The sequence below is a fragment of the Gottfriedia sp. NPDC057991 genome (assembly GCF_042886615.1).
Lineage (GTDB): Bacteria > Bacillota > Bacilli > Bacillales > Bacillaceae_G > Gottfriedia.
Genome location: NZ_JBHVQN010000002.1, coordinates 87,713 through 109,905 on the forward strand (window position 1 = coordinate 87,713; position 22,193 = coordinate 109,905).

Consider the following 22,193-nt stretch of genomic DNA (forward strand, 5'->3'; position numbering starts at 1 on the left):
AAACGTATGGACAAATAATGATAAGTTACCAACTTTTTTTGAGGATTAATGCACCTATTTTTAAAAACAATAATACGATATAGAATTAACTTTAGTTTTATAGGGAAATAGCCCAGAAAGGAGAAAAAAACATGTGCGGGATAACTGGGTGGGCAGATTTTCAAAAGAATTTATCCAATGTAAATTCAGAGACAAAAAAAATGGCTGAAACATTGTCTAAACGAGGTCCAGATGATACGAATATTTGGACGTCGAATCATTGTAGTTTTGGCCACAAAAGATTAGTTGTGGTCGATCCATTAGGTGGAAAACAACCGATGCGTAAAACGAAAGGTAACTTCACGTATACGCTTTGCTACAATGGTGAGTTGTATAATACAGAGGATATTAGAAAAGAACTTTTAAAAAGAGGCTACACGTTTCAAGGGCATTCAGATACTGAGGTTCTACTTACAAGCTATATTGAGTGGAAGGAAGCTTGTGTAGACAAATTTAATGGAATATTTGCTTTTGCAATCTGGGATGAAGAAAAGGAAAGTTTGTTCATTGCAAGAGATCGTTTAGGTGTTAAACCGCTATTTTATAAAGAAGATTATAAAAGATTATTATTCGCTTCAGAAGTAAAGGCAATTTTAGCAAACCCTGGAGTAAAGGCTGAATTAACTGAAGAAGGGCTCTCGGAAGTATTTGGACTTGGTCCATCTCGTACGCCTGGAAATGGTGTTTTTGATGGAATTAAAGAACTCCGTGGTGGTCATGCTATGACATTCTCAAGAAATGGACTAAAAATATGGAAATATTGGGATGTTAAAAGTGATATACACACGGATTCAGTTGCTGAAACCATTGAAAAAGTACGTTTTTATGTTGAAGATGCAATCGTAAGACAATTGGTTTCTGATGTGCCTTTATGTACGTTTTTATCAGGTGGAGTGGATTCTAGTGCGATTACAGCCATCGCTGCAAATCATTACGCTAAAGAAGGAAAAGGGCAATTAACCACCTATTCAATCGATTATGAGGAAAATGATAAATACTTCACATCAAGTGTATTCCAACCAAATTCAGATGCACCTTGGATTGAGTTAATGTCTTCAACATTTAATACGAATCATCAAAGATGTGTCATTACAAACGAAGAACTGGTTCAATATTTAGACGAGGCTACAGAGTGTCGTGATCTTCCAGGTATGGCAGATGTCGATTCTTCATTATTATGGTTTTGCCAAAAAATTAAACAGAACTTTGTAGTAGGTTTATCTGGAGAATGTGCTGATGAAATTTTTGGTGGATATCCTTGGTTTCACCGAGAAGATGACTTGAATAGACCAGCGTTTCCTTGGATGAGATCAACAGAACTTCGTCAAAAGCTTTTAAAAGACGAATGGAGTAAAAAGCTGAATTTAACTCAGTACGTTCAAGATCGATACAACGAGACTGTAAAAGAAACGCCAATCCTTGAAGGTGAAAGTCCATTAGAAGCTAAAAGAAGACAACTGTTTTATTTAAATCGTCAATGGTTTATGGCGCAATTATTAGATCGAAAAGATCGAATGAGTATGGGAGCAAGTCTTGAAGTGCGTGTTCCTTTTGCAGATCACCGACTTGTCGAATATGTATGGAATATCCCTTGGGAGCTTAAAATGTATGGTGATCGCGAAAAAGGTATCTTAAGAAAGTCACTTGAAGGTCTGTTACCAGATGATATCCTATACCGCAAAAAAAGCCCATATCCAAAGACACATAATCCAGTTTATACAAAATTAGTTGTTCAAAAATTAAAAGAAGCTTTAAAAGATAAAAGCTCAGCTCTTTACGAGTTTCTCGATAAAGAGCAATTAAATAGTTTAGTTGAAAGTGAAGGAAAAGCATTTCAAGTTCCATGGTACGGACAATTAATGTCTGGACCTCAATTACTTGCTCATTTATATCAAATTCATGTTTGGTTTAAAAAATTCAATATTAATGTGAAAGCTTAAAGTATAGGGGTGATCTTTTTCACCTCTTTTTTTTGTTTTTGATTAAATAAAGAAGCTAGAGCAGAGCCAAACGTGGAACTGCAAATAAAAAGTCGGAAAGTTCAATTAAAAACATGATAACTGCAAATAAAAAGCTTGAAAGTGCAAATAAAAGGGGAGAGCTGCAAATAAAAAGTCAGAAAGTGCAATTAAAAACGTGATAAGTGCAATTAAAAAGCCCGTAACTGCAAATAAACATAAATTTCATTTAGTCTTTAATAAGATTTCAATGGAAAATTGCAAGAAACAGATTGAAAGCAAATACCTATATTAAAAATCAATGCACTTTTCGCAAAAAAATCTTATATTCAATAAAAATTTTGGTCACCAATCACATCTACAAAATCCTTGGAGTAGTGGTTACTCATATGAAAATCGTGAACTAACAAATAAAAAACCTAGTCATATAGAACGACTAGGCTTTAAAATTCTAATAATCGTTTTGTAATGCGTCTCTTCCTTCTTCCCCAGTGCGGATTTTAATCGCGTTTTCGATAGGGTATACAAATATTTTTCCATCTCCAGGTTTTCCTGTTTTTAAAACTCTTTTTGCTTCATCGATTATGGCTTGAACAGGTACGTCACATACGACTATTTCAACTTTAATTTTTTCATGTAGATTGATCGTTCGTTTTTTTCCTCGATACACTTCCGTATAACCTGATTGCATTCCGCATCCTAAAACGTTCGTTACGGTCATTCCTGTGATCCCTACTTTTGAAAGGGCATCTTTTAATACATCAAATTTATCTGGCCGAGTAATGATTTCAATTTTCGTTAATTTTGCAGTCATTTTTATCCCTCCTTAAATACTTGCGTCGTGATATGCTTTTTCTCCATGAATGCTTAAGTCAAGGCCAAGGTTTTCTTCCTCTTGATCGACGCGTATGCTGATGAAAAAGCCTATAACTTTTACAATTAAAAAAGTAATAACTCCTGCAAAAAGATAGGTTGCTCCGATAGCAAGTAGTTGTTTCCAAAGAAGTGATATGTCACCGTAAAAAAGTCCGTTTGCACCAGCACTATTTACTGATTTTGTGGCGAATAATCCTGTTGCAATAGCTCCCCATGTCCCTCCGATTCCGTGACAACCGAATGCGTCTAAAGCATCATCATATCCGAATTTGTATTTTAAGTATGTTACTGCTAAAAAGCATATGACGCCACCTAAAAATCCAATCACGATTGAAGAGAGGGGAGTGACGAATCCGCAAGCAGGTGTAATTGCAACTAATCCAGCTACGGCACCACTAACTCCACCTAAAATAGTCGGTTTTTTATTTACGTACCATTCCACAAGCACCCAAGCAACTGAAGCTGCAGCAGCTGCAGTATTTGTATTAATGAATGCAGTTAATGCCACATCATTTAATGTTAAAGCACTACCAACATTAAATCCGAACCATCCAAACCATAATAGTCCAGCGCCTAAAACAGTTAGTGGTAAATGATGAGGTGATGTAGATCCGAAATCTCGTCTTTTACCAAGAAGTAGAGCCAGAACTAAACCTGAAACACCGGAGGAAATATGGACAACTGTTCCGCCAGCAAAGTCTAAAGCACCTAGATTACGAAGCCAGCCATCCACGCCCCAAACCCAGTGAGCTAATGGATCGTAAACAAATGTTGTCCATAAAAGAGTGAATAATAGAAACGCTGAAAATTTCATGCGCTCAGCGAAGGCACCTGAGATAAGAGCAGGAGTTAAAATTGCAAACATTAGCTGGAACATCATGAAAAGATTATGAGGGACTGTTGCGCTGTAGTTTTCATTTGGAGTAAAACCAACATCCTTTAATGCTGCCCAAGAAAAGTTACCAATCAAATGATGAAAATCTGGACCGAATGCTAAAGAGTAACCAATTAACACCCACTGGATTGATACAATTGCCAGGGCAGAATAGCTATGCATTGTGGTGCTTAAAACGTTTTTACTTTTAACCATACCGCCGTAAAAAAGTGCTAAACCAGGTGTCATGATCATGACTAAAACAGTTGAAATAAAAAGAAATACACTATCCGCAGCTTGAATACTATTCATCTTCATTCCCCATTTCTTTAATGTTAGTTTTTATAACATTGAATGTTATATAAGTTATCATATTCAGAATATATGCAAAATTCAATAATAATTTCACGAAAAATCCAAAAAAATATATAAAATAATTATGAAAACGCTAACATACATCTAATTTGTTAGAAAATCTAACGTTACGTAAATGAGTGAATAAAAATACAGACTCAAATTATATGAGTCTGTATCTTCAGAGTGTTGAAATATAAATTGGTCAATAGGGAAAACGGAAATTAAATGAACATTTTTAATGATGAAATTATCATTTTTTGGATGATAAATAATGGTTTTAAATGTTAATTTGTTTGAGCAATTTATGATTCCAATAACACTAGAAATGTTTTTTTTCAGAAGTTGAAAAATTATGAGCTAACTTTTAGAAAAACAAATTCAATTGATTAGTTTAATTAATGTTCGATATTAATTGACCAACGAACTGATTAATAAATAACTGTTAGGTTTCTCTAAGTAAAGGCTATTTGATTAGGATTTAATGCAGACTTTTTTTAAGAATAAGTTGATTGGAACAAAAGGGGTGCTCGACTCCTATGGGATAAGCGGGAAGGCTGAGACCCCGCAGGCTTGCCGAGGAGGCAAAAGAATCTCGCCCCATGGAAAGCGAGCATCCTGTAGTGGAAATCAACATCACTATACTCCTTTTGCGAAAATTTGGTAGTTTAATTGACAAGGTTGTTTTTCAACAACGTAAAAATACAGACTCACGTAAATGAGTCTGTATCTTCAATTTGTAAAATTAAAAAGTCAGTTTCTAGTAGATCAACACCAATTGAATCAGATTCAGTTGCAAACTGTTCGCCATTCCATACATTTGTAATTCTTTTCTTACCTAAATTTATTGGTACTTTAACTGACTGTTTTTCGCTTGAGTTATTAATTAAGATTAAAAAATGAAATTGATTATTTTTCCTTTCATACATAACAATGTCAGGTTGGTCAGTTTGTACCCAATTAAACTCACCGTCATTTTCTAAAACTGGGTACTTTTTTCTTATAGAAATCAATTTTTTGATTGAATCAAAGATACTTAAGTTATATTGTGATTTGTCCCAAAGCATACAGCTTCGGCATTCAGGGTCATTTCCACCTTGTAGACCAATTTCATCTCCGTAGTAGATACAAGGAGTTCCAAAGAAAGTAAATAAAAAGACATATAATAGTATCATTCTTTTTTCATTTTGATTACATTGTGTCAGTATTCTTGGTGTATCATGTGAACCTAATACATTGAAGAGTGCTTTGATTACAGGTAATGGGTACTGAGCAATTAAATCGTTAATCGAATATTGAAATTGTATCTTTGAAATCGATTGATAACCGAAATAAGCAAAAAGTGATTGCATAAGAGGATAATTCATAACAGAATCGAATTCGTCACCTCTTAGCCAAGGCATTGCATGGTGCCAAATCTCACCTACAATAAATAAATCATTTTTTAGTTCCTTCATTTTTTTATTAAATAGTTTCCAAAAATAATGATCGATTTCGTTTGCTACATCTAAACGCCAACCATCTATATTAAATTCTTTTATCCAATAAGAACCTATTTCGATTAAAAAATTCTGTACTTCTTTATTTTCTGTATTTAGTTTTGGCATTTCCTTTACAAAAGAAAAAGTTTCATATGCTGCATTGTTTTGTTCATCTTTAAAAAAGTGAAACCACTCAAAAAAGGCGGATTGCCTTCCGTTTTGCAAGGCATCCTGAAATGGGGGAAAGGATGCACTTGTATGGTTAAATACTGCATCAAGCATTACTCGAATATTATTTTCATGACATTTTTCGATTAATGTTTTTAAGACTTTTTCATCTCCAAAAGTAGGATCTATTCTAAAATAATTAATTGTATTATATTTATGATTTGAATTTGCTTCAAAAATAGGAGTTAAATAAATTCCGGATATTCCTAAATTTTTAAGATAATCTATTTTTTGAATAACACCTTCTAAATCACCACCAAAATAGCTTGAACTCGTTGGGAGAGTAGAGCCCCATGGAGTAGAATTTTTAGGATTATTCTTGTTATTTCCACTAGCAAAACGATCGGGGAAAATTTGATACCAAATCGTACCATTAATCCAACTTGGAGGTGATATTAAATTATTTTTATGAAGAAATGGCAATGTAAAACAGTTCGACTGATCATTGGGATTAAAATTGTTTGAAAATCCACCCTCACCATAAAATCGAGAATCTTGCTCATTTTTTAAAAGAAATTGATATTTCATTCGTTTATTTGGAGGGATAACATTTACTTCCCAGTAGTCAAAAAGTTCTGTGGAAAATGCAAGATACATGGAGAGTGATGATTCTATTTGCCAACCTGAATCATTAAATTTGAATGGATCTCCGAAATAAAAAATAATTTCTGTGCAATCACCTTTTTTTGTTCGAATTCTTAACCGATAGGTTTTATCATCTATTGAAAAAGCATAATGATCATATGGCTGATGATATATTGATTCAATTTGCATGATCCCACCCTTTATTTTTTAGTAAAATGTTATTATAAATGTCTTTAAGGAATTAACTTGCTATCTAATTTAGTAACAGTATAATTAAATAGTGTGTGCAATCGCTTCCATTTTTATGAAATTTAAATTAACATTTGAATTTCATTGTAATATTTTGCAAAATAATGTAGAGAGTGAAATTTATGTACATGCGAGTGTCTTGCAGGGGGAGAAAAAATGAGGCGATTTGGTTTATTAATACTAGCGTCTGTACTATTTTTTAGTACATTACCAAGTATTAGTTTTGCAGAAAAAAATACAACAGATCTAAACAAAGAAATGATTTATCGAATTTTAGTTGATCGTTTTTTTGATGGTAATCCTATGAATGATAAAAATACAGACCCGAAAGATTTAAATAAATCTCAGGGTGGGGATTTAGATGGTATTACCCAAAAATTAGATTATCTTAAGGATTTTGGATATAATGCTATTTCGATTTCACCTATTTTTGAGAATGACTTAAATTCATATGATGGATTCTCAGTCGTTAATTTTAGAAAAATTGATCCAAGGTTCGGAACAAATAAAGAACTTAAGAAGTTAGTTAAAGAAGCGCATAAACGTAAAATAAAAGTTTATATTGATTTTGTTACAAATAATGCTTCGCCAAATAGTGAACTTGCTAAAAAAACGGATTGGTTTAATCCTGAAAATAGTACAAGTTCAGAAAAGAAATGGATAAATGGGTTACCTGACTTTAATCAAGAAAACAATGAAGTAGCCAATTACTTAATCGAAACAGCTAAGTATTGGATGGATCAAGCTAATTTTGACGGATATAATTTACAAGAAGTAAATAATGTACCTGTTTCATTTTGGGAATCATTTAACAAAGAAATAAAAAAGAAAAATCCAAATTTCATTTTATTTGCTGATTTAAATGATTCAAGTGATATAGATCTAAATAAATATAAAAATTTAGGTTTTAATGGAATTTATAATGTTGATTCAGTAGCCGATTTAGCAAATACATTTTCTTCACAAAATCAATCATTAACTGACATAATGAAGCAACAAGCGGATTTAAGTAAGCAGTTAGGCTCGACATTAATGATTAACTATTTAGATGATGAAATGACTAAGCGCTTTGTCTCAATAGCTGTATCAAAAGGGCAGTATCCACCTTCAAGATTAAAGTTGGCACTTGCTTATTTATTTACAACACCAGGAATCCCATTGACGTATTATGGGACAGAAATTGCACTAAATGGTGGAAACATCCCTGATAATCGAAAAGGAATGGATTTCCGTACGGATGAAGATTTTTCAAAATATATAAAAAAACTGACTGAATTAAGAAGAACTTTACCGTCTCTTTCTGAAGGGGATTTTGAAGTGCTTTATGATGATTCTAAAGGTATGACTTTAATTAAGAGACATTATAATGATGAAACTACGATCGTTGCAATAAATAATACTTCTCTTGATCAAAAGGTTCATTTAGATTTTGATGTCGTTAAAAAATCTAATGAATTAAGAGGGATGTTAAATGATGATTTGGTTCGTCCAAATAAAAAAGGATTTGATATAGTCCTTAAAAGAGAATCTTCAAATGTTTATGCAGTTGCACCTAAAACTAGTTTAAACATTGGAGTGATTATTGCAATTCCATCTATTTTTGTTGCGTTTATCATCTTTTTATGGTTTGCAAGAAGACGTAATAATGAAGTGAAATAAATACTAGTTTGCCTAAGCTTAGAATACTTGAAATGATTGCTGTCTTTTTTAGTATTCTAAGCAAATTAGTAAAAGATTTAATCCACTAGATTCCAGTAAAATTAACGGGACATCGACTTGTGAGGAAGATGTGGATTTTATCAAGAATCAATAATCTTTTAAATAGAGTCTACATCTAAAGAAAAAATGATAACGTTTACATTCATTCGTAAATAAGGGGAATAAAAATGACTATTACAATTAAGGATGTTGCGAAGAAAGCGAATGTAGCGCCTTCAACGGTGTCTCGAGTTATCTCAAACAACCCAAGAATTAGTGAAAAAACAAAAAGAAAAGTTAGAAAAGTAATGGATGAACTAAATTACCATCCAAATTTAAATGCAAGGTCATTGGCTAATCGATCTACGAAATCAATTGGATTAGTTTTGCCACCAGCATTAGATACATCATTTCATAATCCTTTTTTTGCAGAAGTAATTAGAGGTGTGACAGCGTATTCGAATCAAAAAGATTACTCTCTTTATTTTATTACAGGTAACAACGAGGATGAAGTTGAGCAAACTGTGATTAAAACTATCAGGGGTAGAAGAGTCGACGGAATTATTCTACTTTACTCTAAGGAAAATGATAAGATTATTGATTATTTGAATGAAAATAATTTTCCTTTTGTATTAGTAGGGAAGCCTGTTCATTCAATGGATGATATAACGTATATTGACAATGATAATTATGGAGCTTCTAGAGATGTGACTAATTATTTAATTGATCTTGGACATCGACAAATTGCATTTATTGGAGGAGACAGTAGTCTTCTAGTAACTCAAAACCGATTACGTGGTTTCCAAGATTCAATGCAATTAAACGGACTTACTGTAAATGAAGAAGAAATACTATTTACATCATTTACGAGAGACGGTGGAAGGAAAGCAGTAAATCAAATGCTCGAACTAAAGGAGCTTCCAACTGCAATTGTTGTAACTGATGATGTATTGGCATTAGGAATTATAAGTGTATTAAGCGAACATAACATTTCAGTCCCGAATAATATTTCAATTATTAGTTTTAATAATGCAATTTTTGCAGAATTAGCAAATCCACCATTAACATCTGTAGATATTAATATTTATCAATTAGGCAATGAAGCAGCAAAAAATATTATTTCAAAAGTTGAAGAACCAGATGGTACTGAAAAAAGTATTATCGTTCCGTATAAAATAGTAGTCCGTGATACATGTGTAAAGAATGAGAGATTAACGTTAGTTAGTAGCTAATTAAATATATAAAAATTAAAAAAGAGGATGATTACTTTCATCCTCTTTTTCTATGTATAAGTTTATCGGTAATTCAGGAATTGAATATCAATAGATAAATCTGCACCTTTTACAGCAGCGATAATTGCTTGTAAATCATCTCTACTTTTTGCAGTTACTCGGATTTGATCATCTTGAATTTGTGATTTTACTTTTAATCCGCTATTTTTAATGATTGTATTGATTTTTTTTGCATTTTCTTTATCAATCCCTTGAACTAATTTAGCTCTTTGTCTTATAGTACCACCTGAAGCACCTTCAACCTTACTGTAGTCTAAGTTTTTAATAGGAACATTACGCTTAATTAATTTATTAATTAATACGTCTTTTAATTGCTCTAATTTATAATCGTCATCAGAAACTAAAACTAGTTCTTCTTTTTCTAATGTAATTGAGCTTTTGCTTCCTTTAAAGTCATAGCGAGTTGCGATTTCTTTTGTAGCAAGTTGAATCGCATTCGAGACTTCTGGTAAGTCTACTTTTGAAACAATATCAAATGAACTTTCTTTTGACATAGATAGAATCCCTCCAATTCGTTAATACTTGTATTATAGTGTATGATAGACGAAGTAACAAACATTCAGGTAAGCGTGATATAATAATTTTTAGTTTGAAAGTTAAGAGAGGATGTAACAAAAAATGAGTTTACAAGCAGGAGAGATTGTAACATTAGTTTGCAGTCGAGAAACGGATATTGGGTATATGCTTGTCCAAGATCAAGAAGAAGTTTTTTTACATAAAAATGAGGCATCTGGTGAAGTTGAAATAGATCAAGAAGTAACTGTATTTTTATATCATGATTCTAAAGGTAGACTTTCTGCAACGATGGAAATGCCATTCATTACAACAGAAGGTTATGGATTTGCAAAAGTAGTAGATAAACTTGATGGAGTGGGTGTTTTTGTAAACATCGGCATTTCAAAAGATATTCTATTAGAAAAAGGTGACCTTCCACCGCTTCAAGAAGTTTGGCCAGAAGAAGGCGATGAAATTTTTTGTACGTTAAAGCAAACAAACAAAGGTAGACTATTAATTAAAATTGCTACCGAACCAGTCATGAAAGAGTTTTCTGTAGAGGCTGAACCTAGTATGCTTAATAAAAATGTTACAGGAATTATTTATCGTACTTTAAGAGTGGGTTCTTATATCTTAACTGATGAACGATTCATTGGATTTATCCATGAATCACAGAGAAAAACTGAACCTCGCATTGGTGAAAGGGTAAGTGGACGTATTATTGATGTGAAAGATGATGGTAGTATTAACGTGTCACTTTTACCAAGGGTGCATGAAGGATTAGATCAAGAAGCAAATGAAATTTATGAATATATGATGAGCCGTGGTGGGGCAATGCCTTACTGGGATAAGAGTGATGCAGAGGATATTAAAGTAAGATTTAATCTTAGTAAGGCTTCGTTTAAACGTGCGATGGGTAGATTATTAAAGGAAAATAAAATCTATCAAGAAGACGGTTGGACATACGCAAAAGAACTGTTTGAGAAGAAAGAGCAATAATTAGGATTTGAAACCATTTCACTGAGTGAAGTGGTTTTTTTGCTATTTTTTTACAATTTACAGGCATACTAAACATATGAATGTTTAGGAGGCTTGTAGGTGAATGACAAAAAAGAATTGTTAATAAAAGTTCTTGTAGTAATATTTGGTGCATTTATGAATGCATTTGCGATGAATTGTTTTTTAATTCCTGTGAGTGTTTATTCAAGTGGTTTTTCTGGTTTAGCTCAATTGCTTACTAATTTATTAAATGATTTTACACCTTTTTCGGCTTCTACTGGTATCTTACTTGCGATATTAAATATTCCTGTAATCATTTTAGCATGGAAAAAAATAGGTCCATCTTTTACGTATTTTACGATTTTAAGCGTTGGAATCACGACGTTATTTTTAGAAGTAATCCCAGTAACGCCTCTATTCTCAAAAGATATTTTACTAAATGCAGTATTTGGCGGATTAATTGTAGCAGTTGGGATTGGATATACATTAAAGTTTGGTGCTTCAACAGGTGGGTTAGATATAGTTGCTCTAGTATTATCACGTTCGAAAGGAAAACCAGTTGGTACATACTTCTTCTTGTTTAATGCGTTAATTATATTAACAGCAGGCTATATTTATGGAATGGAAAAAGCACTTTATACATTAATTAACCTATACGTAACTTCTAGATTCATTGATGCAATCCATACTAGTCATATTAAAGTAACTGCCTTTATTGTAACAACAAAAGGTGATGAATTGCGTAAAGAAATCCACTCGCAGCTAGTGCGTGGAATTACTGCAATCAATGCAAAAGGTGCCTTTACGAATCAAGATAAACAAATTTTAATGATGGTGTTATCGCGTTATGAGCTATATCATCTATCGAAAGTCATTAAATCAGTTGATGAAAAGGCGTTTACGAATATCGTTCAAACAATTGATATATTTGGAGAATTTAGGAAGTTTTAAGAATGGGAATATGAACTTAAGCTCTGATCTATTTATTAAAAAAATTCATAAAAAACTGTTCAACCTTTACCAAAATTAATGGAAAAGTTGAACAGTTTTATTTTTTGAATCTTATTAATAATAAGGCTTTTTCAAGTTTAGAAAGTTCTTATTGTCTTTCAGAAAGATTTAAATATACTTAAACTAATAGATGAAATTTTACATGTTTTTTAATCAATTAAAACATTTTTAAAATATTAAAGATGATCGACACTTTTAGAAAAAGATTTCTTACCAGCCTGTGCATTTTTACTTTCTTGTGCATTTTTCTTTTCTCTTACAGCGTTATTATCTTTTGCTTTTTTGTCATTATCACTAGTAGGCATATTTAAGCTCCTTTATAAGAAATGATAATGTTAGGTTTGCCTTTATCACCTTAATTATGTATGAGTGTTCGTTTTTACATTTAGCTTTTGTTAAACAAGTATGATGTTTTTACAGATGCAATTTTTTAATATAGAGAGAAGTTTTATTTTTTTGAGGAGGAAGCAGAGTTGGTGGAAAGAAATAAAGAGCTTTTATTTAAGCTGGTTGTAGTAATGGTTGGTGGTTTCTTAAATGCGTTTGCAATGAATTGTTTTTTAATTCCTGCTAATGTTTATTCAAGTGGTTTTGCAGGTCTAGCGCAGTTACTTTCAAATATTATTACTGACTACACTCCGTTTACAGCAACGACGGGGATTCTTTTAGCGTTATTAAATATTCCTGTTATCGTTTTAGCATGGAAAAAAGTTGGACGTTCCTTTACGTATTTTAGTTTCTTTAGTGTAGGGATAATGACGTTATTTTTGGAAATTTTACCTGTTAAACCGATTTTTTCTGATGATATTCTTCTTAATGCAGTTTTTGGTGGTTTAATTGCTGCGATTGGTATTGGAATGACATTAAAATTTGGTGGATCTACAGGTGGGTTAGATATAATCGCCTTAGTTCTTTCAAAATCAAAAGGGAAACCGGTTGGAACGTATTTCTTTTTGTTTAATGCAATTATTATCATTACAGCTGGCCAGCTATATGGAATGGAAAAAGCTCTTTATACTTTAATCAATTTATATGTTACTACTCGTGTGATCGATAGTGTTCATACAAGTCATGTTAAGCTAACGGCAATGATTGTCACTACAAAAGGTGAAGAGCTTAGAAAAGAAATTCATGCGAAACTTGTGCGAGGCATTACGCAAATGAATGCTACTGGAGCATTTACTAAGCAAGATAAAGATATCTTAATGATCGTATTATCTCGTTATGAATTATATGATTTGGAAAGAATTATTAAAAGGGTAGACCCGAAAGCTTTTACGAATGTAGTACAAACCGTTGATGTATTAGGGGAATTTAGAAAGATTTAAATAGAGAAAGACTAGCAAAATTTGAAATTTGCTAGTCTTTTTTTGAATTATTTAAATTTAGGATTTTCGGGCTTTTGCTTTCCTTTTATTTCATTAAAAATTGAAACAGAACAACTTTGAGTATTCTCGCTTAAATGATTATTATTAGGTTGAAATCCGTACGACTCCATTAGTGTTTTAAACTCTCTAATTGTTAATGGTTTCGCATCCTCGGCTAATTCGAATCCTAATAAGCCATTTGGTTTAATTGTAGCAAACTTAATGTCATCAAATTTATTAATTCCTTCATTTCGAATACGCATTTCTAATTGATCAACCGTTAAACGTAACTTTTTTAAATTTTTAATATTTAACTTGCCGTTTTCTACTACAATTTTTGATTTTCCTGTAAAAAATTTTTCAAGCGTATTCGATTTCATCTGCAAATATTCTAATACAATTAGAGTGATCACAAAAACTGATGCAGCAATAATTGTTTTACTTAAACTTTTTCAATAATGTTTAACATGCTCATATTTAAATAAATTCCATGTGTTCGTTTTTTCATGATAATAAATTGGTTGATGTAGTAACATATTTTTATACCATTTAATTGGAAAAAACTCTTCTGAACGTGATTTGAAATTTGTGATTTCATTAACTGGAATGACTTCTTTATTCATACTGTGTTCCCCTTTAAAATTGGATTACGTAACCCAAATTATATTTTTAGGATCATCATAACTTCATTACTCCCTAATCTACATTAATCTAGTCAGAGTATTTTTTATAGAGTACAAGATAGCGGTATATGGAATATGATTGGAATTGTATAAGGTGGCAATAGTAGGAGCTTAATTTTTTACTTTTGTGTGAGAAGGTGGTTTAATAACTAATTTTTTGTTCAAGTAATTTCTCAGCTTTTTGGTATAATTTAGGAAGGAAACTAAAAAGGTGGAGATTATTTTGAAAAAGGGATCGATTCTCTTATTAGCTTGTTCATTACTTCTTTCTGGTTGTGGTGCAAAGAGTGACAAGGAAATAAAACCAACACCAAGTACAAAACAAACTGTAGGTCAAATTAATGAGATTGATGTGGAGAAGCTTTCACCAAATCTTGAAGTTACAGAAGCGAATGGGCTTGTAACGATGAAATATTCAATACGTAATGATAATAAAATCCCTGCAAATTTTACATTCCCTTCATCACAAACAGTTGATTTTACAATTAAAGATGAGAGTGGACAAGTAGTTTATCAATCATCCCGAGAAATGGCATATGCACAAGTCATTACAAATGTTGCGGTTCCTAGTGGAAAAGCGCAAGTTTGGCAAGAGCAAGTTAATTTTGTAAATAAAAACCTTCCAAAAGGGAATTATGAAATAACTGCAAATTTCGTTGCATCAAAGGTCAATGAGAGTGATCTTAATGGAGAAATTAAACCAGTTACTCAAACAGTTTCTTACTAGAAACTTTCTCCAGTAAATAATGATATAAAACAGAGCATTTCATAAATAAAAAAACAACCAAAGGATTATTCCAATGGTTGTTTTTTGTTTTTAATGCTTTAAATTAAGCATTAAAGTTTTGTCTATTATTAGCTTTTCGCTCTTCTGCTTCAGCTAATGTAAAGTGATAAGGGAATTTTTCAGAGTACTTTGTAACAGAATCAGAACTTTGTTGAATAAAGCGCTTAGACTTATTACCTTTGCCCATCGTGATTCCCTCCTAAATAGGAAAGCTTTTTGTTTTTGACTTCTCAAGAATTTCCAATAGTAATTGATCAATATCAAAAAGTGGATAATCCTGTTTGGTGAAGTCCTTAATAGAATGCACAATTAGCAAATTGTTATTAGTGGTTATTATTAGTTATCTTTGAAATTAATGACAAAGAAAGTGCTGATAATTATAATTTTAAGTTAAAAAAATCTTCAAGAAAAATCGCGATTCCTTCATCTTGATTAGATAATGTTGTGTGGTTTGCAATATTCTTTAATTGATGAATTGCATTATCCATTGCAACACCATGACCCGCATATTCAATCATTTCCAAATCATTGTCCTCATCCCCAAAAGCTATAATGTTTTTTCGAGGTATATTATAGTAAGACGCTACTTTTTGTAGTCCTATTGCCTTATTCATTCCAGCTTTAACAATTTCGATTATATGATGAGGTGCTGCCCAGCGACGGTGATCAATTACTTCAGCGTGGACATTTGATAAGTGCTCACGAATACTTGCAACATGAGACTCTTCACTATCGATTAGAAGACATGTTGGCGCTTGAGAAAGATTTATAACTAAATCTCCGTGGATTATATCTTCTTTTAAGTAGTGGAAAAGTGGGAGAATCTCTTCTTCGTGTTTATCTGCGTATACATCGTCCATTACTTCCGCATACATATTTTTTAATTCATACTCTCTACAAGAACTAATTACCTCTTTGGCAACTTCTAAAGGTAATGATTCGTGATAAACTCCCCATGAATCATCTAGAGGGTGATGAACATAAGCACCATTAAAGTTTACAATTGGAGTTGTAAGTTTTAATTGTTCATAATACATTTTACTAGCTCTAAAAGGTCTACCGGTTGAAATACATACTTCATGACCCTGATTCTTTAACTGTTGGATCACTTTTAAAGTACGTTCGGATATTATTTTTTCATCCGTTAATAAGGTGCCGTCTAAATCTAGTGCAATTAAGTGTTTTGTTTTCATATTCATCACCTTTTATTTTTTAATGTGAATCTTTTTAAGAAAAAATATTATTGGGTAAAAAGCCAATAATTACTAATAATACCATCTTTTTAAAAGAAAAAACTTTATTTTTAGAGGAACAATAAGAACCTAAAAAGAAGGAGGAATGGATTATGGGTCAAGCACATCAATTTCGACCAGGCGACAAAGCACCAAATAATGGGGTATACGTGGAAATCGGTGAAACAGGAAGCAACGTAACTCGTCCAAAACAAATTAAGCTTCAGGCTGGAGAAGTTTTTCCAGATACACAAAACCATAACAGAAAATGGACATATAAATCTAAATTTAAATAATTGATTGTAAACTTGTGTAATGGGGTCAGTAACATTAAAACCTTAAAAGAGATATAAAAAAAGCGCTTTCGATTAATTGATCGAGGGCGCTCTTTTATGCGTTTACAATATACAAAATATTGAATGTATTTATCAAAATTTTAGTATTTTATAAATTATCTAAATCCATAAATGATGACATATGTATATACCAAGTTGAACGTTTTTGGGTGCGACAACATATGTTATATATAGATTTTAGTGGTGTTTTGCAACAGGTTCATTAGGAATTATTGCTTCGCTAAGAACTGAAATAGCTATAGATAATACTACAGCCATAACTGAAGCAGATGTGAAATTATATTCTCCGCCAGTCATTGAACTTAAAACGTAAGCTCCCATTTGGCATAAAACAAAGCTCCAGAACAATGTCATAATAAAACGCACTCTAATCACTCCTATCTAGTTAGTTCTTATCATATTATATACCTAGAAATTTGATAATTGAAGTTATAATTAAAAAGTTTTAATTAAAAAAAGTAACTTAAGAATTTTTTTATACCTATTTTATAATTACCCAAAAATACTACATTAATAATAAGGTGATAAGAATGCCTGTAACTGAGAGATTTTTTAAACAAGAGGATCAATATGCAGTTATTCATCTACCTATTAGACCGAATGGTTTCGGAGTACTCTATGTCGGTGGGAATACACATTACGTAGATAATGCACATAGTTGCTTATTGCAGCATTTTGATAAAAGAAAGCTATTATCAACATTAACGGATGAAGGGTACACAGTATTCACTTCAAATTTATATGGGAAAAATTGGGGTTCAGATGACGCTGTCGATTTAGCAGAAAGCTTATATCATTCAGTTATGAGAAAAGAAATTTTGAATTCATCAATTCATATAATTGGGGAAGGTACTGGAGCATTAGTCGTTTGTAAATTACTTGGCCTCTTAAAGGGAAAAGTCAGAAGTATTTCATTATTAAATCCTTCGTTAAATTTAAAAAATGAATTAGATTTAGAAAGAGAAAATAAACTGTTCTATAAAAGAACAGTTCATGAAATTTTAAAAGCATATAAAGCGTCGGATATATATATGGTTATAGATAGAGAATGTTTTTTTTATGAAACAATCTCACCAATTAAAATTTACACAACAACAAGAAATCATTATAAATGGAAAAGCGATATTAGACTATTAGAAGAAGAACGACATAAAAATAATTTACCGCTTTCGATTTTGATTTCATTAGAAGAGAAAAAATTTGATTGTGGAAAAAACTTAATAAGGTTTTTAAAAAAATATCAGGATGTTTTATAGTCTCTATATTTTTTTTGAATAAATTTCCTAAAAGAAGGAGGTTAATAATGAAAAGGTGTGCTGTTATTGGATCAAGTGGATTTATAGGATATGAATTGGTTTGCCAACTAATGGAATATAATGATGTTTCAGCCGTTGTGATGGAAAAAGGAAATGAAAGTGATTTAATAAGTGAAGAAAAAATCTTCTCAATTGGAAGAAATGCAAAGGTCATCTTTTTGGATGAAGAGCAATTTTTATTAGAGGATGAGAAATATGATACCATTTTTATTTGTCATTTTTATGACGAACTAAAGTTAAAAGGGACAATTAATAGTATAGAGTTTACAGAAAAACTATTTAACAAGATGATTGGTAAAAGTAAGGATATTATCTTTTTATTATCTACAAAAAAAGAATTAGCAGATTTAGAAAGAACTGTTAATGAATTGAGTAAAGATACTGATTGCAAGATTACTTATATTGAAATTCCATCTTTATATGGACCTTGGGAGCCATCGGCAGGTTTATTACATGAATTGATTGTTCAAGACCTAGGAAAGAGAAATGTTTCCATAAAAAATGTATACGGTTCTAATGAAATTCTATTTGTAGAAGATGTAGGTAAAGCAATTCGGATTATTTCTGAAAAGGAATTAAAAGAACATAAATATATCATTACAGCTAAACAATGTATGTGCTTACCAGAAGAAGGGAATTTCACTGGATTACAAAATATGATTGATGGAATAAAGTTCGCTCAAATGAGAAACTATATAGATGCAACTCCTTTTGTTATTATTAATACAACTTCACTTGAGGACGGTATCCAAAAGCAAAAACAGCAAATTCAACAGCATTTTCATCTTTACTAATGAAAATACAATACTGGATATATGGTTCAGGAGTAAGAAGAAAATACTTACTTATCTAATATTTAAAGAATGATAAAAGGAAATAGTTCATTTTTGAACTATTTCCTTTTTTGTAGTAGAATACTATTCGTTTAAAAATTTGCTTTGGATTTGAAGTTCTTCCAAAGTGGTATTCTTTTTAAGAAATGATCAAACTTTTTTACATAGCCTAGCTTTTAAAAGATAAAAATGTAGACAAAGTACATATTATTTCATAAAATTAGTACCAGGTAATAATAAGAAGACATAAAAATAATAAAGTAAGGCGGGGATATTCATGAATGCTGGAATTTTAGGTATTGGCTCATACGTACCCGAAAAAAAATTAACCAATTATGATTTAGAACAAATGATGGATACTTCAGATGAGTGGATTGTTAGTCGTACAGGAATTAAAGAAAGAAGAATTGCTAGTGACGAACAAGACACTTCTGATTTAGCATACGAAGCTGCGGTAGAAGCTTTAAAAGATGCAAATGTAAAAGCAGAAGAACTTGACTTAATTTTAGTTGGAACTGTTACTCCAGATAAGTCGTTTCCATCAGTGGCATGTGTAATTCAAGAAAAACTTGGAGCTAAAAATGCTGCTGCAATGGATATTAGTGCTGCTTGTGCTGGATTTATATATGGAGTTGTTACAGCAGCTCAGTTTGTAAAAACTGGTACTTACAGTAGAATTCTAGTAATCGGAGCTGAAAAGTTAACTAAAATTGTTAACTGGGAAGATCGAAATACGGCAGTTTTATTTGGTGACGGTGCAGGTGCTGCGGTTATCGGTCCAGTAAGTGAAGGTAGAGGAATTCTTTCTTATGAACTAGGAGCGGACGGTACTGGTGGTAAACATCTTTATAAAGGTGGAGATCACTTAATAATGAACGGACGAGAAGTGTTTAAATTTGCAGTTCGTCAAATGGGAGATTCTTGTGAAACTGTATTAAAATTAGCAGGATTAACAAAAGAAGAAGTGGATTTCTTAATTCCACACCAAGCGAATACTCGTATAATGGACGCAGCAAGAGAAAGATTACAGCTTCCTAAAGAAAAAATGAGTGTAATTATTGATCGTCATGGAAATACATCTTCATCTTCAATTCCAATTGCATTAGTTGAAGAATATAAAAACGGAAATGTTAAAGAAGACGATGTATTAGTATTAGTTGGATTTGGCGGCGGATTGACTTGGGGTGCAATTGCACTTCGATTCGGAAGATAATCTAATTGAAGGAGGATTTTTTGATATGAAAAAACGAGTTGTTATTACAGGTTTAGGTGCGGTATCACCTATTGGTAATGATATAAATACAGTATGGGAAAGTTTAATGAATGGAAAGAGTGGGATTGGTGTTCTGACTCGAAAAAATCCTGATAATTTCCCTGTTAAAGTTGCGGGAGAAGTTAAAGACTTTGATCCTGAAAAATATATTGATAAAAAAGAAATAAAACGCATGGACCGTTTTACTCACTATGCGATTGCAGCTTCAAAAATGGCTTTAGAAGATGCAAACTTTACGATTGATGAAGAAATTGCGCCAAAAGTTGGTGTTTGGATTGGTTCTGGTATCGGTGGTATGGAAACATATGAAGAACAGTTTAATACTTTCCAAACAAAAGGTGCACGTCGAGTAAGCCCATTCTTTATTCCAATGCTAATCCCTGATATGGCATCTGGACAAGTATCTATTTTAACAGGTGCTAAAGGTCCAAATGGTTGTACAGTTACAGCTTGTGCTTCTGGTGCAAGTTCGATTGGTGATGCTTTCAAAATTATTCAACGTGGCGATGCAGTTGCAATGATTAGTGGTGGCGCAGAAGCACCGATTACTGATATGGGCCTTGCTGGATTCTGTGCTGCAAGAGCTTTATCATTAAATCCAGATCCAGAGAAAGCATGTCGTCCATTTGACAATGCTCGTGATGGCTTTATCATTGGTGAAGGTGCTGGTATTGTATTCCTTGAGGAATTAGAACACGCATTAGCTCGTGGAGCGAAGATTTATGCTGAAATCGTTGGATACGGAACAACTGGTGATGCACACCATATTACAGCACCAGCTCCAGGTGGAGAAGGTGGCGCACGTGCTATGAGAATGGCACTTGATGATGCTGGTTTATCAGTTGAAGATATTCATTACATTAATGCACATGGAACAAGTACTGAATTAAACGATAAATTTGAAACGATGGCAATTAAAGAAGTATTTGGCGAACATGCATACAATGTACCAATTAGTTCAACAAAATCTATGACTGGTCATATGCTAGGAGCAGCAGGTGGAATTGAAGCAATTATTACAGCATTAACAATTCATAATAAAGTAATTGCTCCAACGATTAATCACCAAGAAACTGATAGCGAATGTGATTTAGATTATGTTCCAAATGTTGCTAGACCATTTAATGTAAAAGCAGCAATTTCTAATTCATTAGGTTTTGGTGGACATAATGTAACCCTAGCATTTAAAGAATTCTCTAAATAAGTTTAAAATGTTCAAATACGAAGAGCTTAGGTCTGTACCTAAGCTTTTTTTTATTTGAAATCATAATGTAAAAAAAAGTAACTTTCACTAGTTGATTATCATACTTTATAGTAAATTGAGGTGAGTAACTTGGGATAATACCAACTTATAAATGGATTGATTTTATTGAAGATAAACAAATGGTAATGAAAAAACTTTTACCATATTTTCCGAAATATAATGAGGAGAGTTTATATAAATATCTTCTTTCCCACGGTTTATCGAGGTTGTCAACCTTGAGTAAAGATGATCTGAAACAACTAGATGAAAAAAGTATATGGAAAAGCCTTTCTGAAGAGTTTGAGAAGTTAAAAAGAGAATTTAATGGACCTGACCTACCTATATTTATTTTACCTTGTCATAGAACAGGAAATATGTTTAGAAACATGACTTATCAAAGAGGTGGGATCGCACATAAAAATTGTATTTGTTTATTTTTGTCCCCTTTAGAAGGAATTTTACAACATAAAGCAGTATTATTACATGAGTATCATCATATTGTAAGATTGTCAAAGTTATATAAAAACAAAAAAGTCACATTACTTGATGCAATGATTTTAGAAGGTTTAGCCGAAACTGCAGTTTTAGATAAGTATGGAGAAGTAGTTCAAGCACCATGGACAAATCAGTATTCTTCCAAGCAATGTGAATTATATTATAAAAAATATTTAATTGATAAACTTGAGATAACAAGTAATGATGATAATTTTTCAAGATACTTGTATGGTGGGAACGGAATTCCAAAATTATTGGGTTACAGTGTTGGATATGACATTGTTAAAAGTTGTACAGAGCAGACACAATGGTCAACTGATATCCTTTTACGAACGCCAAGTAAAAAGATTAAGGAAAATGCAATACATTATATTTCGATTTGAATGCAAACGATTCCAGGGCACATCAGATTGTATTTAGTGTATTGCTTTGTAATTAATGTATCAGAGAAGCTTTAATCTGTGATATT

General features: G+C 32.0%; 22 protein-coding genes and 1 pseudogene. 13 read left to right on the forward strand and 10 right to left on the reverse strand.

Annotated features, from left to right (window positions below; translation table 11 throughout):
• The first annotated feature begins 131 nt into the window (after nt 1–131).
• Nucleotides 132–1,979, forward strand: a complete 1,848-nt coding sequence (gene asnB / locus ACFVR2_RS08180) for an asparagine synthase (glutamine-hydrolyzing) (RefSeq protein WP_387360618.1) — start codon at nt 132–134, stop codon at nt 1,977–1,979.
• Between the two features lie 469 nt (nt 1,980–2,448).
• Here the strand turns inward: asnB and ACFVR2_RS08185 are convergent, their stop codons facing one another.
• The 3 genes from ACFVR2_RS08185 to ACFVR2_RS08195 form a co-directional block, all read right to left on the reverse strand.
• On the reverse strand, nt 2,449–2,811 hold the full coding sequence (locus tag ACFVR2_RS08185) for a P-II family nitrogen regulator (protein ID WP_387360620.1): 363 nt from the start codon (nt 2,809–2,811) through the stop codon (nt 2,449–2,451).
• 12 nt (nt 2,812–2,823) lie between these two features.
• Entirely contained in the window at nt 2,824–4,050 is a 1,227-nt protein-coding gene (locus tag ACFVR2_RS08190; RefSeq protein ID WP_387361723.1) for an ammonium transporter, read from the reverse strand.
• Nucleotides 4,051–4,811: 761 nt separating this feature from the next.
• Complete coding sequence (locus ACFVR2_RS08195) at nt 4,812–6,584, reverse strand: glycoside hydrolase family 13 protein (protein WP_387360622.1); 1,773 nt, start codon at nt 6,582–6,584, stop codon at nt 4,812–4,814.
• Between the two features lie 216 nt (nt 6,585–6,800).
• Here ACFVR2_RS08195 and ACFVR2_RS08200 point away from each other — a divergent pair, with 216 nt between their 5' ends.
• Together ACFVR2_RS08200 and ACFVR2_RS08205 are read left to right on the forward strand one after the other, a co-directional pair.
• Nucleotides 6,801–8,303 (forward strand): alpha-amylase family glycosyl hydrolase, encoded by a 1,503-nt coding sequence (locus ACFVR2_RS08200; RefSeq protein ID WP_387360624.1) that lies wholly within the window; start codon nt 6,801–6,803, stop codon nt 8,301–8,303.
• Nucleotides 8,304–8,530: 227 nt separating this feature from the next.
• The gene (locus tag ACFVR2_RS08205) at nt 8,531–9,574 is read left to right on the forward strand and encodes a LacI family DNA-binding transcriptional regulator (RefSeq protein ID WP_387360626.1); all 1,044 of its coding nucleotides are present in this window, start codon (nt 8,531–8,533) and stop codon (nt 9,572–9,574) included.
• 62 nt (nt 9,575–9,636) lie between these two features.
• Here ACFVR2_RS08205 and ACFVR2_RS08210 read toward each other — a convergent pair whose 3' ends face one another.
• Nucleotides 9,637–10,128 carry a YajQ family cyclic di-GMP-binding protein gene (locus tag ACFVR2_RS08210; RefSeq protein WP_387360628.1) on the reverse strand — a complete coding sequence of 164 codons (492 nt, stop codon included), beginning with the start codon at nt 10,126–10,128 and terminating at the stop codon, nt 9,637–9,639.
• Between the two features lie 124 nt (nt 10,129–10,252).
• On the opposite strand from ACFVR2_RS08210, the gene ACFVR2_RS08215 reads away from it, so the two are divergent.
• Together ACFVR2_RS08215 and ACFVR2_RS08220 are read left to right on the forward strand one after the other, a co-directional pair.
• Nucleotides 10,253–11,128 (forward strand): CvfB family protein, encoded by an 876-nt coding sequence (locus ACFVR2_RS08215; RefSeq protein WP_387360630.1) that lies wholly within the window; start codon nt 10,253–10,255, stop codon nt 11,126–11,128.
• Nucleotides 11,129–11,227: 99 nt separating this feature from the next.
• The gene (locus tag ACFVR2_RS08220) at nt 11,228–12,079 is read left to right on the forward strand and encodes a YitT family protein (RefSeq protein ID WP_387360632.1); all 852 of its coding nucleotides are present in this window, start codon (nt 11,228–11,230) and stop codon (nt 12,077–12,079) included.
• 236 nt (nt 12,080–12,315) lie between these two features.
• Here ACFVR2_RS08220 and ACFVR2_RS08225 read toward each other — a convergent pair whose 3' ends face one another.
• Complete coding sequence (locus ACFVR2_RS08225) at nt 12,316–12,444, reverse strand: DUF3941 domain-containing protein (RefSeq protein WP_082459548.1); 129 nt, start codon at nt 12,442–12,444, stop codon at nt 12,316–12,318.
• A gap of 213 nt (nt 12,445–12,657) precedes the next feature.
• Here ACFVR2_RS08225 and ACFVR2_RS08230 point away from each other — a divergent pair, with 213 nt between their 5' ends.
• The gene (locus ACFVR2_RS08230) at nt 12,658–13,467 is read left to right on the forward strand and encodes a YitT family protein (RefSeq protein WP_387361725.1); all 810 of its coding nucleotides are present in this window, start codon (nt 12,658–12,660) and stop codon (nt 13,465–13,467) included.
• Nucleotides 13,468–13,514: 47 nt separating this feature from the next.
• Here ACFVR2_RS08230 and ACFVR2_RS08235 read toward each other — a convergent pair whose 3' ends face one another.
• A complete protein-coding gene (locus ACFVR2_RS08235) occupies nt 13,515–13,886 on the reverse strand; it encodes a YetF domain-containing protein (protein ID WP_387360634.1) in 372 nt (123 codons plus the stop codon).
• 81 nt (nt 13,887–13,967) lie between these two features.
• A pseudogene (locus tag ACFVR2_RS08240) lies at nt 13,968–14,129 on the reverse strand (cytochrome P450); the annotation flags it as partial.
• A 283-nt stretch (nt 14,130–14,412) separates the two neighbouring features.
• Between ACFVR2_RS08240 and ACFVR2_RS08245 the strand changes: the two are divergent.
• Nucleotides 14,413–14,916, forward strand: a complete 504-nt coding sequence (locus ACFVR2_RS08245) for a BsuPI-related putative proteinase inhibitor (protein ID WP_387360636.1) — start codon at nt 14,413–14,415, stop codon at nt 14,914–14,916.
• Nucleotides 14,917–15,019: 103 nt separating this feature from the next.
• Here the strand turns inward: ACFVR2_RS08245 and ACFVR2_RS08250 are convergent, their stop codons facing one another.
• Together ACFVR2_RS08250 and ACFVR2_RS08255 are read right to left on the reverse strand one after the other, a co-directional pair.
• Entirely contained in the window at nt 15,020–15,163 is a 144-nt protein-coding gene (locus ACFVR2_RS08250) for a hypothetical protein (RefSeq protein WP_387360638.1), read from the reverse strand.
• 190 nt (nt 15,164–15,353) lie between these two features.
• Entirely contained in the window at nt 15,354–16,169 is an 816-nt protein-coding gene (locus ACFVR2_RS08255) for a Cof-type HAD-IIB family hydrolase (protein ID WP_387360640.1), read from the reverse strand.
• Between the two features lie 152 nt (nt 16,170–16,321).
• On the opposite strand from ACFVR2_RS08255, the gene ACFVR2_RS08260 reads away from it, so the two are divergent.
• The gene (locus ACFVR2_RS08260; protein ID WP_056473610.1) at nt 16,322–16,504 is read left to right on the forward strand and encodes a YjzC family protein; all 183 of its coding nucleotides are present in this window, start codon (nt 16,322–16,324) and stop codon (nt 16,502–16,504) included.
• A 237-nt stretch (nt 16,505–16,741) separates the two neighbouring features.
• On the opposite strand, the gene ACFVR2_RS08265 is transcribed toward ACFVR2_RS08260, so the two are convergent.
• Nucleotides 16,742–16,930, reverse strand: a complete 189-nt coding sequence (locus ACFVR2_RS08265) for a YjzD family protein (RefSeq protein WP_387360642.1) — start codon at nt 16,928–16,930, stop codon at nt 16,742–16,744.
• 164 nt (nt 16,931–17,094) lie between these two features.
• Between ACFVR2_RS08265 and ACFVR2_RS08270 the strand changes: the two genes are divergently transcribed.
• From ACFVR2_RS08270 to ACFVR2_RS08290, 5 genes are all read left to right on the forward strand, one after another.
• Nucleotides 17,095–17,820 carry an alpha/beta hydrolase gene (locus ACFVR2_RS08270; RefSeq protein ID WP_387360644.1) on the forward strand — a complete coding sequence of 242 codons (726 nt, stop codon included), beginning with the start codon at nt 17,095–17,097 and terminating at the stop codon, nt 17,818–17,820.
• 47 nt (nt 17,821–17,867) lie between these two features.
• Entirely contained in the window at nt 17,868–18,674 is an 807-nt protein-coding gene (locus tag ACFVR2_RS08275; protein ID WP_387360646.1) for a hypothetical protein, read from the forward strand.
• Between the two features lie 316 nt (nt 18,675–18,990).
• Nucleotides 18,991–19,926, forward strand: a complete 936-nt coding sequence (locus tag ACFVR2_RS08280) for a beta-ketoacyl-ACP synthase III (protein WP_387360648.1) — start codon at nt 18,991–18,993, stop codon at nt 19,924–19,926.
• Nucleotides 19,927–19,951: 25 nt separating this feature from the next.
• Entirely contained in the window at nt 19,952–21,190 is a 1,239-nt protein-coding gene (fabF, locus tag ACFVR2_RS08285) for a beta-ketoacyl-ACP synthase II (RefSeq protein ID WP_387360650.1), read from the forward strand.
• A 275-nt stretch (nt 21,191–21,465) separates the two neighbouring features.
• Nucleotides 21,466–22,107 carry a DUF2268 domain-containing putative Zn-dependent protease gene (locus tag ACFVR2_RS08290; protein ID WP_387360652.1) on the forward strand — a complete coding sequence of 214 codons (642 nt, stop codon included), beginning with the start codon at nt 21,466–21,468 and terminating at the stop codon, nt 22,105–22,107.
• Nucleotides 22,108–22,193: the final 86 nt, after the last annotated feature.